The organism is Proteus vulgaris (assembly GCF_016647575.1).
Classification (GTDB): Bacteria; Pseudomonadota; Gammaproteobacteria; order Enterobacterales; family Enterobacteriaceae; genus Proteus; species Proteus mirabilis_B.
Genome location: NZ_CP032663.1, coordinates 602,387 through 616,171, shown reverse-complemented (window position 1 = coordinate 616,171; position 13,785 = coordinate 602,387). Strand labels below are relative to the sequence as shown.

The window sequence follows — 13,785 nt, the reverse complement described above, 5'->3', positions numbered from 1 at the left end:
TTTTTGTCTAAGAATGTTAATTCTTCTTAATATCCTCTTTTTCAATTTGCCATTATTGTATATCTCACACCGTAGTCGTGGTTATTAATTCTAAAAATAGAAAATTAACCAACGAAAATACAAATATAAACAGATATACATTGCAGATAATAGAGTTTGATTAGGAATAAACATCATGAAAAAATTTGAAGACATTGCGTTATTAGTTGCCCGTATTTTAATGCCGATTTTATTTATCAGCGCAGGCTACGGAAAAATTGGTGGTTACGAAGGTACACAGCAATATATGCAAGCAATGGGCGTTCCCGGTTTCTTATTACCACTAACTATTTTATTAGAATTAGGCGGTGGATTAGCCATCTTATTTGGTTTCTTAACTCGCACCACTGCAATCTTTACCGCGGTCTTTACTCTCTTAACCGCATTACTGTTCCACAGTAATTTTGCTGAAGGCATGAACCAATTAATGTTTATGAAAAACATGACAATTGCAGGCGGATATTTATTACTGGTTGTGACAGGCCCGGGTAAATGGAGCTTAGATCGTATTTTCAATAAAAACTGGTAATAACGAATTTAGAAATAAAAAAGATCCCCTTGGGGATCTTTTTTGTTTGCTTAAAATAAAACTTATTCATTATTTATATTTGTTTTAATTATTTTTTATCGCTAGCAAAGAGTTTTGGGATCTCGCGTAGGCACCACGATTTAGCTTCACCCATGCTATCTCTGCGCCATGCCATAATAATATTATTTTCATGGTGATATTCAGGGCCAACAACACGTAAGCGCCCTTCTTTGATATCATCTTCAATTAAATCAATCGGCATTGTCGCCACACCTAAACCTGCAATTAATGCTCGGCGTTTGTCTTCAATAGAACTAACCGTCAAACGGCGCTGTTTATCTAACAGCAATACTGTCAATACAGGGCGTTCTCTTGCTGTATCTGCAATCGCGATACCCCGATATTTTAAGCGAGTTTCTTCTGCTAATGGCTCTGGTTCGTTATGAATTGGGTGATCTGGGCTGGCAACGTAAACACTGGTGGTATTGTATAAAGGGCGGAAATTAATTTCAGACGAGGTACGAAAATGCATATCCGGTGAAATTACAATATCACATTTACCGCTTTCTAAGCTTTCCCAAGCGCCCGCTAAGACTTCGGTTACTAAAGAGAGTTGCGTATTGGATTTTTCAGCTAATTTATCGACCAACGGAAAGAGTCGAGATGCAGGAGTGAGCGCTTCACAAACAATAGTGATATGTGGCTCCCAGCCTCTTGCTAAGGCTTCTGCGTCTGACGTTAATTTGTCAGCAGCCTCAAGTAATATGCGCCCTCTATCAAGAAGCATTCTGCCAACATTGGTAAATTTAGTTCTATGGCCAGAACGATCAAAAAGGACAACATCTAAATCTTCTTCTAATTTTTGCATGGTATAACTGAGTGCCGATGGAACTCGATTTAGTTCATCAGCCGCAGCTGCAAAACTCCCTCTACGATCAATGGCATCCATGACTCGTAAAGATTCCAACGTAATTGCTTTGTCTTTACTCATTATACTTATCTCTATCAAATAATTTGATTATGGGCACCAGATTAACTTGCTAACAATAGACAGTCCATACCTCTATGATAAATATATTGATAATCTACTCGAAAAATACCGCTATGATAAAATACAGAACAGCACAACAATGTGGTAAAGCGGATTATGGCTGGCTACAAGCTCGCTACACATTTTCCTTTGGCCACTACTTTGACCCTCATTTTTTAGACTATGGCACGCTGAGAGTACTCAACCAAGAAGTGCTTGCCCCAAATTCTGAATTTAAAGCAAAGACCTATCCTCATGTGGATGTGGTTAATCTTATTCTACAAGGGGAAGCAACATACCTTGATAATATGGGACGTACAGTAACAGCAAAAGAAAATGAGTGCTTACTTATTTCACCGCATAATACTGATACGTATATAGAGAAAAACAGTAGTCCTGATACGCCATTAACCCGTATTCAATTATGGTTAAATGCGTGTCCACAACAAGAAAGTGTAGCCTCACAAAAATTGGTATTAGATGAAAATTTAAAATATCAATTATTAGCCTCACCTACCGGTGATGATGGCTCGTTAATGTTAAGGCAAACCATCTGGCTTTATCATATTCATTTGCAAGCAGGTGATGAAATTACACTGCCAATAAAAGGACAGAAAGGCTTTTTGCAATCCATAAAAGGTGGCACCTATTTGCAAACATCAACACAAGAAAATGGGCAAATTCAGTGTGGTGACGGGGCTTTTATTCAAGATAGCCATAGTATTACATTGAAAAGCTCGGCTGAGTTTCGTGGCTTATTTATTGATATTATCTCGTGATAATCAATTTAGATGGGCTTAAAAACAGAAAACCCTCGAAACACAATGTGAATCGAGGGTTTTTATGAGGTGAGTTGACCGTTAAGCCGGGTTCTGTCGTGGACAACCATTCATCTAGGCCAGAACTTGCGCGCTGGCTCCAGCAACCTACCCGGGTTCAATGCGGGCCGCACCATAAGAACCCCTATTTGGTCTTGCTCCGGGTGGAGTTTACCATGCCACAAACTGTTACCAGTTGCGCGGTGCGCTCTTACCGCACCCTTTCACCCTTACCTGATCCTGTAAACAGGCCATCGGCGGTTTACTCTCTGCTGCACTTGTCGTAGGCTCGCGCCTCCCAGACGTTATCTGGCACCCTGCCCTGTGGAGCCCGGACTTTCCTCCCCTCTATCCGTCTCCCCCGAAGGGACAACGATAAAGCAGCGGTTGTCTAGTCAACTCAGGGTGCGGATTATAGGGATTTTGGTAGAAAATGTATAGCAAAAGAAGCTAAAAAATCACTTTACTCGTCTTGAGCTTCACCATTTTGCTCAATGACATGTTTATAGAGTGCGTTTTTCTTCACGCCATAAATCTCAGCTGTGACTGCGGCTGCTTTTTTCAGTGGTAACTCTTTTTGTAAAATCGCCAATGTCCGTAATACTTCTGGAGAAAAATCGTCATCAACAGGTTTGTCATAACCCTCAACAATTAATACCATTTCACCTTTACGGCGGTTTTCATCTTCAAGAACCCATTTAAGTAATTCACCAACAGGCATACCTTGAATAGTTTCCCACGTTTTTGTGAGCTCTCTCGCTAATACTACATAGCGATCTTCACCCCAAACTGTCACCATATCAGCTAAACTATCTAACAGCCGATGTGTTGATTCATAAAAAATCAATGTACGAGGCTCTTCTGATAATGCACGTAAACAGTCCTGACGACTTTTGGTTTTTGCAGGTAAAAAGCCTTCATAGCAGAAACGATCTGAAGGAAGCCCAGCAGCAGACAGTGCCGTAATAGCTGCACAAGCGCCGGGTAATGGCACGACATTTATGCCATTCTTACGACATTGATTGACTAAATGATAGCCAGGATCGTTAATTAATGGTGTACCTGCATCAGAGACTAATGCGATACTTAGCCCCTGTTGTAATTTGCTAATTAATTGATCTGCTTTTTGCTGTTCATTATGATCATGTAACGCATACAAACGTGCGTTAATGGCAAAGTGCTGTAATAGAAGCCCTGTATGACGGGTATCTTCTGCAGCAATTAAATCGACATGAGACAGCACATCAAGTGCCCGCTGGGTGATATCGCCCAGATTACCAATAGGTGTGGGTACTATGTACAGTGTGGATGTCGTTACCGCTGCTCGATTAGGTTGATTCATTGTTTATTCCGAATGACCGATTTAAAATTGAGCATAATTATAAAACATCACTGGGTACAGTATGCTTTCCTCAATTTTTGTGCGTTTTAAAACAGGTTTATCCTATACTGCGATACTCTCTGCGCTGATTATGTCAGGTTGTACCCTGACGGGGCAACAAGAACAACCTCTCACTCCCGCTGCAAAAGCAGAAATGGAGATGAAACAATTTCAAAAAGTGATTGATGACGCTCAAGGGCTGGCATCTTTAGATGTTATTAGAGCCTATATTGGGTTAGAAACATTAATTACTGATCCTCAACTGCATCAGAACAATATTGATGATACATGGCTCACTCTAACCAAACTTACACCAGAACAACGCCGTGGTGTTGTTATCAAAGCAGATGAAAATACGCTGCAAGGTTGGTTAGACTTACTGAATACCTATGAATACAACAAAGACGATGCTGATAAGTTATCAACAGCGGTCAGAGAGTGGCAAACTCGCTATCCTCGTAATCCAGCTGCATTAACACTTCCAGCATCATTATTACGTCTTTCACAGCCTTCTGTGAGTGCAAGTAGCCAAATCGCATTATTGTTGCCTTTAACTGGGCAAGCAAAAGTTTTTGGTGAAGCTATTCGTCAAGGCTTCCTTGATGCGCAAAGTGGTTTACCACAGCCTCAAGCAATGCCAGCGCCACAAGCGCCTAAAAATGACGATAGCCTTAATTCAATTTTAGAAGAATTAGGTATCAAAAATACTGAAACACCAACAACTGATACAGCAACAATAGATACGGCAAAAGAAACAACAGAAAATACGCCAGCGACTCAAGATCAAGAAAAAGAGAGCTCAACATTTTCTGGTGATACAACATTACGCTTAGATCCGGTTGCGCAAAACTCTCGCCAAGTGATTGTTTATGATACCAATAGCCAATCTATCGACGTTTTACTGAAAAAAGTACAGCAAGATGGTGCTAACTTAATTGTCGGCCCTCTGCTAAAACCTGAAGTCATGAAGACCATTGAGCTTCAAAGTGGCTTACCTGTATTGGCATTAAATGAATTAGACAGTGTTCCTTCAGCAACAACCGTTTGTTTCTTCTCTCTTTCACCAGAAGATGAAACCCGTAATGCGGCACAACATTTACGTCAGCAACAAAAATCAAACCCATTAATTATTGTTCCTGATAATAAATTTGGTCAAAGAATGGCACAAACATTTGCTGATGAGTGGCAACGCACTGGTGGTGGCACCGTTTTACAACAAACTTTTAGTTCTGTTGAAAGCTTAAAAGCCTCTATCAACCGCGGTGTAGGTATTCGCATGACAGGTACGCCTGTTCTACCAACGGCTAATGCACCTTTACCATTAGAGACTCAATCTATTCCATCAGCAGGTGGTGCCATTGATTCTGTTTATATCATTGCGACTAGCGATGAATTAACCTTAATTAAGCCAATGATTGATATGGCAATCAGCACCAAGAAACGTCCACCAATTTATGTGAGTTCACGCAGTAACCAAGGTGGAACAGGCCCTGATTTCCGTATGGAAATGGATGGTATTCAGTTTAGTGATATTCCATTGATGACTGGAGCTAATTTGCCGTTAATGCAAAAAGCATCAAGCAAATTTGCGAACGATTACTCATTAATGCGTCTTTATGCTATGGGAATTGATGCATGGTCATTAGCAAACAATTACAATGATCTGACAAAAGGCACATTGCGTTTTAATGGTATTTCAGGCTCATTACGTGTTGAAAATAACTGTACTGTTTATAGACAACTTCCTTGGATGCAATTTAAACAAGGTAAGATTGAACCTGTTGCACAGTAATGCACGCATTTAGTTATCATTAAAATAAACCGCCATAATGGCGGTTTATTTTATGAGTGAGATAAAGAAGGAAATCATGGATGATTTTTTCTAAAAGCCCTTATTTTTTAGGGCTATACTATGAGCAAAAAGCGCTAAAATATTTGCGCCAACAAGGATTAGTATTGATTGAGCGTAATGTCCGATTTCCCTGTGGAGAAATTGATCTTATTATGCAGGAAAAGAGGACATGGGTATTTGTTGAGGTTCGTTTTAGACGTAACATCTTATTTGGTGATGCAATAAGCTCTATTACCACCTCAAAACGGCGTCGCTTATGGCGTACAGCAAAATATTGGTTAGCACAACGCCAAGAAAGCATCGAGACATCAGACTGTCGTTTTGATATTTGTGCATTTAATCAACGCCAGTTAATATGGTTAAAAAACATTCTCGATTATACGGAATTTATTCGTTAAATTAGATTATATAGGTCTTAACGTGCTTGATAGAATCAAAGTCTGCTTTACAGAGAGTATTCAAACTCAAATTGCAGCAGCAGAAGCATTACCAGATGCCATTTCCAGAGCCGCCATGATGATGGTTCAATCTTTGTTAAACGGCCATAAAGTATTAAGCTGTGGAAACGGTAGCTCAGCAGCAACAGCACAGCGATTTGCCGCAAGCATGATCCATCGTTTTGAAACAGAGCGCCCAAGCTTACCTGCATTATCGTTAAACACAGATAGCGTTGTGATGACTGCAATTATGGGGAATCAGCAGCACGATGAAATCTATGCAAAACAAGTGCGTGCATTAGGACAAGCTGGAGATGTGCTACTTGCTATCTCAACTCACGGTAACAGTAGAAGTATTATTAAAGCCGTTGAAGCCGCTGTTACACGAGATATGACCATTGTTGCATTAACAGGCTATGATGGCGGAGAGCTTGCCGGATTATTAGGCCCTCAAGACGTTGAAATTCGTATTCCATCTCAACGCACCGTCAGAATACAGGAAGTTCAGATGCTAACAGTCAATTGTCTCTGTGATTTAATTGATAATACATTATTCCCACATCAGGATGACTAAGGAGTTACTATGAAATTGCTTCCTATCACCGCAGTGCTGTGTTCTGCACTTTTACTGCAAGGTTGTATCGGCGCAGCGGTTGTCGGCACTGCCGCAGTTGCGGGTAAAACTGCAACCGATCCTCGCTCATTAGGGCAACAAGTTGACGATGGTACTTTGGAAGCACGTGTTTCTGGTGCTCTAAACAAAAACGAACAGATCAAGAAAAGCAATTCACGTATCGTAGCTACGGCTTATCAAGGCAATATCCTGTTAACCGGTCAAAGCCCTGATATGTCTGTTGCGAATACAGCAAAACAAGTTGCAAGTAAGGTTGAAGGCGTAAATAACGTCTACAACGAAGTGCGCCAAGGCGAGCCTGTGACATTAGGTACAGCATCTTCAGATACATGGTTAACAACCAAAGTTCGCTCTCAGATTTTAGGCAGTGATTCAGTAAAATCTTCTTCTGTAAAAGTGATCACTGAAAATGGTGAAGTGTTCTTATTTGGTATTTTGACTCGCCAAGAAGGGGCCGCGGTTGCAAAAATTGCCAGTGAAACCAAAGGTGTAGTAAAAGTAACCACTGCATTTACCTACCTTAACTAATCTGATTACTAATATCGTTTTTATATTATCCTGACAGTATCGGTCTTTATAAAATGACCGATACTGACTGTTTCTTTCTCGATTAAAACTCGCCTTTACTCAGCAAGCTATTAGCGTCTTAGCATGCCTTTATCGATGATAAAATCGATAATAGTTTCCAAGCCGACTTTTTCTTTTAGATTTGTGAAAACATAAGGCTTCACTGGACGCATTCTTGCTGTGTCTGCTTCCATCACTTCTAATGATGCGCCAACATAAGGTGCCAGATCGATTTTATTAATGACTAATAGATCTGAGTGTGTAATACCGGGGCCACCTTTACGTGGAATTTTTTCCCCTTCAGCCACATCAATCACATAAATGGTTAAATCAGCAAGCTCTGGGCTAAATGTCGCACTTAAGTTATCACCACCACTTTCCACAAAAACGATATCAAGATTTTTGTGGCGCATTGCTAATTCTTCAACCGCGGCAAGGTTCATTGATGCATCTTCACGAATAGCAGTATGAGGACAACCGCCTGTTTCAACACCAATAATACGATCCGCATCTAATGCCTCAGCACGCGTTAAGATCTTGGCATCTTCTTGAGTATAAATATCATTAGTCACGACCGCGATTTCATAGGTGTCACGCATCGCTTTACAAAGAACTTCTAACAGTGCTGTTTTTCCTGATCCAACAGGGCCACCAACACCAATACGGAGTGGTTGATTATATTCTTGCATATAGATTTCTCATGAACGAAAAAGTCGAGTGTATTGTGTTTCATGGCGACTACTGGCAATAATTTGTGCAGGTGTAAAACTTCCAATATCTTCAGTGGGCCAATGTGCGGATTGCTCAACAATTACAGGGATCTGCTCTGCTAATGTAAACAATATTTTCTGTCCTGCACTTTGCCCTAAAGGGATCAGTTTTACTCCTGACATCACCGTATTTTCAAGCCAACCCCAAGCGTAAGCACAACATAACTTTTCAGCAGAAATATTCCATTTCACGGCAGCTAACGCAAATGCCATGAGTTGTGTCTGTTTTACACAAGCTTGTAAGGTTTCATCTAACTCAATATCTAATTGAGGAAGTAAACGAGCAAAAGCAATACCTCGTTGGCGCTCTTCTTGTCGCAACTCTTTAGTTTCACGGCTTGCGACAATAAAATCACACCAATACTTCACTTCACTCATTTTGGCTTGAGCCAAATTTTCTTGTAATCGCCGTAAGATAGGGAGCTCTAACGTTGCTAAAGTGCCGGCCATTTGGGTACTTAGCCAGTCCGCTAATGTTTGAGGACAACAAACCCAGCCCTTTTCAATCGCCCACTCTAACCCTTGAGAATAAGTAAACGATCCCACTGGTAAAGAAGGACTGACTAATTGATATAAGCGCAGATCTGCAAGCATCAATAAGCTCCCTTGTTCAAATAATTAGTGATGATGGTGATGATCGTCATGAGAGTGATGATGATGATGACCACCTGACGATCCACCATAAGCGCCCGGCTCAGGTTGGTATTTCTCTAACTCCACAACCACATTGGCACCTAAACCTCTCGCCATATCATCTAAAACATGATCATGAAAATAACGACACCAACCCGCTTCGATTTGTAATGGAACATGACGATTACCTAAGTGGTAACAAACACGAGCCAACAATAGCGGATCGTCACTATATACCGTTGAAACTTGCTCTTTTGCCGCTTCAATTGTGACTAGCGCATTATCTTCTGACAGTAAGATATCACCCTCTTTTAGCACCGTACCACGAGGCAAAAATAGCCCTGCTTCTTGCCCATCACTTAACGTCACTTTTAAACGACTTTTGGTTCTTTCATCCATCGTTAAGCATAAAGTAAGAGCTTGTGTTTCTGACGTTTCTAATTCAAGTGCTTTTTGTTTATCAATAAGTTGAGTAAATCTTTTCATTCTCTACATTCTCGGTAAAACGCTAATCAAAAGAGGAAATAGCGTTGTGCCATTGGTAATTGCGTTGCAGGTTCACACACTAATGGTACACCATCAGCTTTCACAATATAGGTTTGAGGATCAAGCTCGATATGAGGCACATAACTATTGTGGATCATCGAAGCTTTAGTGATGTTACGACAACCTTTAACACGACCAATTAAGCTCTTTAAGCCCAGTTTTTCAGGTACACCCGCGTCGATCCCCGCTTTCGACATAAAGATCATCGACGTCTGATATTTCGCTTTACCTAAGCAAGCATACATTGGGCGATAATGCACAGGCTGAGGTGTTGGAATAGCCGCATTAATATCACCCATTGGCGCATAAGCCACCATGCCACCTTTCATGATCAACGCTGGTTTCACACCAAAGAAAGCCGGATCCCATAAAACTAGATCCGCTAATTTCCCTTGCTCAATAGAGCCGACTTCGTGTGCAATACCATGTGCTAAAGCAGGATTGATAGTGTATTTCGCCACATAACGTTTAATGCGATGATTATCACTTTCAGCGGTATCACCTTCTAATGTGCCGCGCTGTAATTTCATTTTGTGCGCACATTGCCAAGTACGAAGAATAACTTCACCTACGCGTCCCATTGCCTGTGAGTCTGACGACATAACAGAAATAGCACCCATATCATGTAAGATATCTTCTGCTGCGATGGTTTCGCGGCGAATACGAGATTCAGCAAAAGCCACATCTTCAGGAATAGACGGATCAAGGTGATGGCAAACCATCAACATATCAAGATGCTCATCGACAGTGTTAATGGTATAAGGCATTGTTGGGTTAGTGGAAGCCGGCAGGATATTCGGCTCACCAACTGACTTAATTACGTCAGGTGCGTGCCCACCACCTGCGCCTTCTGTATGGAAAACGTGGATCACACGACCTGCTATCGCTTTCACAGTTTCTTCGTAGAAACCACCTTCATTTAAGGTGTCAGAGTGAATAGCAACTTGCACATCCATTTCATCGGCAACATTAAGGCAGTTATGAATTGCCATCGGTGTTGCCCCCCAGTCTTCGTGAATTTTTAGACCAATAGCACCGGCTTCAATTTGCTCGCGAACCGCTTCAGGTTGACTCACACAACCTTTACCGAATAAACCCACATTGATAGGCAATTCATCAACGGCTTCTAACATGCGATGCATGTTCCAAATACCCGGCGTTACTGTGGTTGCATTTGTTCCTGCAACGGGTCCTGTACCACCACCAATAAACGTGGTGACACCAGACACTAAACCTTCTTGTGCTTGTTGAGGGCAGATAAAGTGAATATGCGTATCAACGCCACCCGCGGTAACAATTTTGCCTTCACCCGCAACTACTTCTGTGGCAGGTCCCACAACGATATCTACATTAGGTTGAACATCAGGATTACCCGCTTTACCGATACCCACAATGCGACCATCTTTAATACCGATATCTGCTTTTACGATACCCCAATGATCTAAAATAATGGCGTTTGTGATAAGCACATCGACACATTCAGCATTGACGACTTGGCTTTGCCCCATGCCATCGCGAATAACTTTACCGCCACCAAACTTGACCTCTTCGCCATAAGTGGTGAAGTCTTTTTCAATTTCAAGAAAAAGCTCAGTATCGGCTAATCGCAGACGGTCACCCGTTGTTGGGCCAAACATATCTGCATAAGCTTGACGTGAGATAGTTTTCATTTTTTCTCACTCTCCAATTTACCCATCACCTTGCCATGAAAGCCGTAAATTTCACGCTTTCCAGCAAAAGCCACTAATTCAACAGTACGGCTTTGACCCGGTTCAAAACGAACCGCCATGCCTGCTGGAATATTTAAACGAAAACCTAATGTACCTTCTCGTTCAAATTTCAGCGCTTCATTCACTTCATAAAAATGATAATGAGAGCCGACTTGCACGGGTCTATCGCCATGATTGGCAACCTGTATTGTTTTTGTTTCTCGACCTGCATTAAGTTCGATATCGCCTAATGCTTGGTTAACTCTAATTTCACCGGGTATCATGTTATTACCTACACAATAGGATCATGAATAGAAACAAGTTTTGTACCATCAGGGAATGTACATTCCACTTGGATGTCTTTGATCATTTCTGGCACACCTTCCATGACTTGTTCCGCCGTCAAAACAGTGCGCCCTTCACTCATCAATTGGGCAACAGTTTTACCCTCTCTCGCCCCTTCCATAATGGCGCAACTGATAAGTGCAACCGCTTCAGGATAATTAAGCTTGAGCCCTTTCGCTAAACGTCTTTCAGCAACAAGACCCGCTGTAAAAAGCAGTAATTTATCTTTTTCTCTTGGTGTTAATTCCATTTCTGCTCCTAAAATTAACGATTATGTCGCCCATATACGAGGCGGCTCAGGGCAATACCCTAACCAGTGTTGTCTGACGGTTTGCCAAACTTGAGCAAAACACGCCATCATCGGCTCTGTTTGCGAGCCTAATAACCGTAAAACTAAAATACCGTCTACATCCGTTAAACCATATTCGATAACATGATCGTAAGAAGTGGAGAAATCCTCGATACTTTGTTGAATAAGGCTTTTTAATTCGTCCGTTGCGGGATAAATATAAAGTGATCCCAGCATCGGAAACTCACGCATGGCTGCCGATCTTTTTTGTAAACCATCGACAAAAAGCGACTCCGTTAATGTCAGTTTTTCATCGATATAGAAATTTAAACGCCCTTTTACATTGCCATTTTCAAACCATTCATTTAAAACGGGGCGACCAAAACATTGGATTTCCCAACCAATAAATCTGGCAGTAGATGCAATATGAATATGCGTTTCTAGGCGAACTTGGGCTTCAGGAAAAAAGATATTTTCTTGAGGTAACCACTCTAAAAAACCATTAGCCGCCACTTTTAAGGTTTGAACTTGCCGAGCAACACCGCCAGCACTACGGTAAAATTTAGTGGCTCCGGGTGTTGTGAGCAATGCATGTGCGTGAGATTGCACATCAATATTAATCAATAGTTTATCGCCACCGACTACACCACCTGGGGGATGAAGCAAATAAGTGTGTGCAATACCTTGCTCAGGATAAAAAGGACGCTGAACCATTAATGGGCCGATATGGCGCTTTTCTGTAAGACGTGTTATTTCGCGCTTTACTTCATAACGTAAAACGATTTCAGCAAGCCAACCCTTCCCTGAAAAGTCAGACATACTCACTCCTGCCAACTCGGCAAAATTATTAATAAATCAGGAAAATACGTGAATACATACAGCGCTATCCATAAGATTGAGTCATTCAAAATCAAATAGAAAATAAGCTAATGAATGTTGGATAGGGTGTGGATAAAAGACAAACAGTGATATCCTAAGAACAGGATAATCTCCTTCGCCTGTGACGCGCGATTCTACACCTTATTACGAAAAATGCGTTTTGAATAAATAACAATTTATTTAGAAAAAATGACACTGTTTAAAATAAATGTAAAAAATGAGCAGATATCTATATTGTCATATTTTACCAACAAGATTATATTCTGCTTCACTCTCATTCTGCTTTGCATGACAACACTAATTTAAATTAGAATAATCTCTCTATTTATTATTCTAGACGTGGCTTATCAGTTTATACAACAAATGAGCTAATTTTGAGTATTGTCCATTTAAGCAAGATTAATGCTTAACTTGCCTACGGTATATCGGAGATCATGGAATACAAACACATCCTGTCCTCTAACCAAATGTCTTTAAAAACGTTTTACATCGAAAACCCGATGATAGCGATGGTTAGTGGCGCAAAAGGTACGATTAGCATCAATGGGCAAACTATTGATGTATCTAGCCATTTAACGCTTATTATTCCAAAATACAGTCAAATCTCTTGCGATATAGTCAGCCAATTTACGCATAAATCGATTGAACTACACACGCTTGTTTTATGTGAAACAGAGCTTCAATCTGTTTTCTCTTTACTAAAGCCTTTAATTAAATCTAGTTCACCACTAACAAGCCACCTTCCTGCTTACCATTTATCGACTCCTGAAGTGATAAAAAGCAATTTTGGAATTTTAAAACAGTGCTTACCACTTCCACATGGCTCTCCATCTCAAGAAACCATGTTTATGCAGCAATGTTTATTTTTTATTTTGATGGCGGTGTATCAAGAAGGTATCGATATTTTAAATATCTTCCGATTTAACTATGATGAGCCTAAAAATCAGGCAATTACACATTTAATTACGCAAGATCCGCAAAGAAAATGGCATTTAGAAGATGTGGCTAAAACGCTTTTTACAACGCCATCAACGTTACGTCGGCATTTAAGTAAAGAAGGTGTCTCGTTCTGCCAGCTATTACTGGATGTCAGAATGGGGATTGCTTTAAATTACCTGACATTTTCCAATTACTCTGTTTTTCAAATAAGTCATCGCTGTGGTTTTGGCAGTAATGCCTATTTTTGCGATGCTTTTAAACGTAAATATGGCATGACGCCTTCACAATTTCGTATTCAGTCTCGTCAATCTAACGATCCCTCTGCGATAACAAAATTATCAGAGAAGATTGCTGAACCTAATAGAAAGATATTTCAAACCTTATAGAG

General features: G+C 40.7%; 16 protein-coding genes and 1 other RNA gene. 7 read left to right on the top strand and 10 right to left on the bottom strand.

Features of this window, described 5'->3' with window-relative positions; genetic code table 11:
• Positions 1-175: 175 nt before the first annotated feature.
• Positions 176-568 (top strand): DoxX family protein, encoded by a 393-nt coding sequence (locus D7029_RS02965; RefSeq protein ID WP_088493781.1) that lies wholly within the window; start codon positions 176-178, stop codon positions 566-568.
• Between the two features lie 88 nt (positions 569-656).
• Here D7029_RS02965 and D7029_RS02960 read toward each other — a convergent pair whose 3' ends face one another.
• Positions 657-1,559, bottom strand: a complete 903-nt coding sequence (locus tag D7029_RS02960; RefSeq protein ID WP_036933024.1) for a LysR family transcriptional regulator — start codon at positions 1,557-1,559, stop codon at positions 657-659.
• A 113-nt stretch (positions 1,560-1,672) separates the two neighbouring features.
• On the opposite strand from D7029_RS02960, the gene D7029_RS02955 reads away from it, so the two are divergent.
• Positions 1,673-2,377 (top strand): pirin family protein, encoded by a 705-nt coding sequence (locus D7029_RS02955; protein ID WP_194951799.1) that lies wholly within the window; start codon positions 1,673-1,675, stop codon positions 2,375-2,377.
• A gap of 66 nt (positions 2,378-2,443) precedes the next feature.
• Here D7029_RS02955 and rnpB read toward each other — a convergent pair.
• Both rnpB and rsmI read right to left on the bottom strand, forming a co-directional pair.
• An RNA gene (gene rnpB, locus D7029_RS02950) (RNase P RNA component class A) lies at positions 2,444-2,819 on the bottom strand.
• Between the two features lie 60 nt (positions 2,820-2,879).
• Entirely contained in the window at positions 2,880-3,758 is an 879-nt protein-coding gene (rsmI, locus tag D7029_RS02945; protein ID WP_194951798.1) for a 16S rRNA (cytidine(1402)-2'-O)-methyltransferase, read from the bottom strand.
• Between the two features lie 61 nt (positions 3,759-3,819).
• On the opposite strand from rsmI, the gene D7029_RS02940 reads away from it, so the two are divergent.
• From D7029_RS02940 to dolP, 4 genes are all read left to right on the top strand, one after another.
• A complete protein-coding gene (locus D7029_RS02940; RefSeq protein WP_194951797.1) occupies positions 3,820-5,589 on the top strand; it encodes a penicillin-binding protein activator in 1,770 nt (589 codons plus the stop codon).
• An 80-nt stretch (positions 5,590-5,669) separates the two neighbouring features.
• A complete protein-coding gene (locus D7029_RS02935; RefSeq protein WP_194951796.1) occupies positions 5,670-6,047 on the top strand; it encodes a YraN family protein in 378 nt (125 codons plus the stop codon).
• A 22-nt stretch (positions 6,048-6,069) separates the two neighbouring features.
• On the top strand, positions 6,070-6,660 hold the full coding sequence (gene diaA / locus D7029_RS02930) for a DnaA initiator-associating protein DiaA (RefSeq protein WP_088493786.1): 591 nt from the start codon (positions 6,070-6,072) through the stop codon (positions 6,658-6,660).
• Between the two features lie 9 nt (positions 6,661-6,669).
• Positions 6,670-7,248, top strand: coding sequence for a division/outer membrane stress-associated lipid-binding lipoprotein (dolP, locus tag D7029_RS02925; RefSeq protein WP_036933029.1), 579 nt, complete (start codon positions 6,670-6,672; stop codon positions 7,246-7,248).
• Positions 7,249-7,358: 110 nt separating this feature from the next.
• Here the strand turns inward: dolP and ureG are convergent, their stop codons facing one another.
• From ureG to D7029_RS02890, 7 genes are read right to left on the bottom strand one after another with little or no spacing between them, the layout of a single operon-like run.
• Complete coding sequence (gene ureG, locus D7029_RS02920) at positions 7,359-7,976, bottom strand: urease accessory protein UreG (protein WP_006535303.1); 618 nt, start codon at positions 7,974-7,976, stop codon at positions 7,359-7,361.
• 9 nt (positions 7,977-7,985) lie between these two features.
• The gene (locus D7029_RS02915) at positions 7,986-8,651 is read right to left on the bottom strand and encodes an urease accessory protein UreF (RefSeq protein ID WP_194951795.1); all 666 of its coding nucleotides are present in this window, start codon (positions 8,649-8,651) and stop codon (positions 7,986-7,988) included.
• Positions 8,652-8,675: 24 nt separating this feature from the next.
• The gene (gene ureE, locus D7029_RS02910) at positions 8,676-9,176 is read right to left on the bottom strand and encodes an urease accessory protein UreE (RefSeq protein ID WP_194951794.1); all 501 of its coding nucleotides are present in this window, start codon (positions 9,174-9,176) and stop codon (positions 8,676-8,678) included.
• A gap of 26 nt (positions 9,177-9,202) precedes the next feature.
• Complete coding sequence (gene ureC, locus D7029_RS02905) at positions 9,203-10,906, bottom strand: urease subunit alpha (RefSeq protein WP_194951793.1); 1,704 nt, start codon at positions 10,904-10,906, stop codon at positions 9,203-9,205.
• Complete coding sequence (locus D7029_RS02900) at positions 10,903-11,229, bottom strand: urease subunit beta (protein ID WP_088493790.1); 327 nt, start codon at positions 11,227-11,229, stop codon at positions 10,903-10,905. Before D7029_RS02900 ends, ureC begins: the two co-directional genes overlap by 4 nt.
• 8 nt (positions 11,230-11,237) lie before the next feature.
• Positions 11,238-11,540, bottom strand: coding sequence for an urease subunit gamma (locus tag D7029_RS02895; RefSeq protein ID WP_023582851.1), 303 nt, complete (start codon positions 11,538-11,540; stop codon positions 11,238-11,240).
• Between the two features lie 21 nt (positions 11,541-11,561).
• Positions 11,562-12,398 carry an urease accessory protein UreD gene (locus D7029_RS02890; protein WP_194951792.1) on the bottom strand — a complete coding sequence of 279 codons (837 nt, stop codon included), beginning with the start codon at positions 12,396-12,398 and terminating at the stop codon, positions 11,562-11,564.
• Positions 12,399-12,892: 494 nt separating this feature from the next.
• Between D7029_RS02890 and D7029_RS02885 the strand changes: the two genes are divergently transcribed.
• Positions 12,893-13,783, top strand: coding sequence for an AraC family transcriptional regulator (locus D7029_RS02885; protein WP_194951791.1), 891 nt, complete (start codon positions 12,893-12,895; stop codon positions 13,781-13,783).
• Positions 13,784-13,785 lie beyond the last annotated feature (2 nt).

What these genes read in the sequence shown, in the direction of transcription:
- rsmI (WP_194951798.1), bottom strand. Translation starts at nt 3,758, where the DNA reads ATGAATCAACCTAATCGAGCAGCGGTAACGACATCCACACTGTACATA.
- D7029_RS02960 (WP_036933024.1), bottom strand. Translation starts at nt 1,559, where the DNA reads ATGAGTAAAGACAAAGCAATTACGTTGGAATCTTTACGAGTCATGGAT.
- ureE (WP_194951794.1), bottom strand. Translation starts at nt 9,176, where the DNA reads ATGAAAAGATTTACTCAACTTATTGATAAACAAAAAGCACTTGAATTA.
- D7029_RS02955 (WP_194951799.1), top strand. Translation starts at nt 1,673, where the DNA reads ATGATAAAATACAGAACAGCACAACAATGTGGTAAAGCGGATTATGGC.
- D7029_RS02935 (WP_194951796.1), top strand. Translation starts at nt 5,670, where the DNA reads ATGATTTTTTCTAAAAGCCCTTATTTTTTAGGGCTATACTATGAGCAA.
- D7029_RS02965 (WP_088493781.1), top strand. Translation starts at nt 176, where the DNA reads ATGAAAAAATTTGAAGACATTGCGTTATTAGTTGCCCGTATTTTAATG.
- D7029_RS02895 (WP_023582851.1), bottom strand. Translation starts at nt 11,540, where the DNA reads ATGGAATTAACACCAAGAGAAAAAGATAAATTACTGCTTTTTACAGCG.
- D7029_RS02915 (WP_194951795.1), bottom strand. Translation starts at nt 8,651, where the DNA reads ATGCTTGCAGATCTGCGCTTATATCAATTAGTCAGTCCTTCTTTACCA.
- ureG (WP_006535303.1), bottom strand. Translation starts at nt 7,976, where the DNA reads ATGCAAGAATATAATCAACCACTCCGTATTGGTGTTGGTGGCCCTGTT.
- D7029_RS02940 (WP_194951797.1), top strand. Translation starts at nt 3,820, where the DNA reads ATGCTTTCCTCAATTTTTGTGCGTTTTAAAACAGGTTTATCCTATACT.
- D7029_RS02885 (WP_194951791.1), top strand. Translation starts at nt 12,893, where the DNA reads ATGGAATACAAACACATCCTGTCCTCTAACCAAATGTCTTTAAAAACG.
- D7029_RS02890 (WP_194951792.1), bottom strand. Translation starts at nt 12,398, where the DNA reads ATGTCTGACTTTTCAGGGAAGGGTTGGCTTGCTGAAATCGTTTTACGT.
- ureC (WP_194951793.1), bottom strand. Translation starts at nt 10,906, where the DNA reads ATGAAAACTATCTCACGTCAAGCTTATGCAGATATGTTTGGCCCAACA.
- D7029_RS02900 (WP_088493790.1), bottom strand. Translation starts at nt 11,229, where the DNA reads ATGATACCCGGTGAAATTAGAGTTAACCAAGCATTAGGCGATATCGAA.
- dolP (WP_036933029.1), top strand. Translation starts at nt 6,670, where the DNA reads ATGAAATTGCTTCCTATCACCGCAGTGCTGTGTTCTGCACTTTTACTG.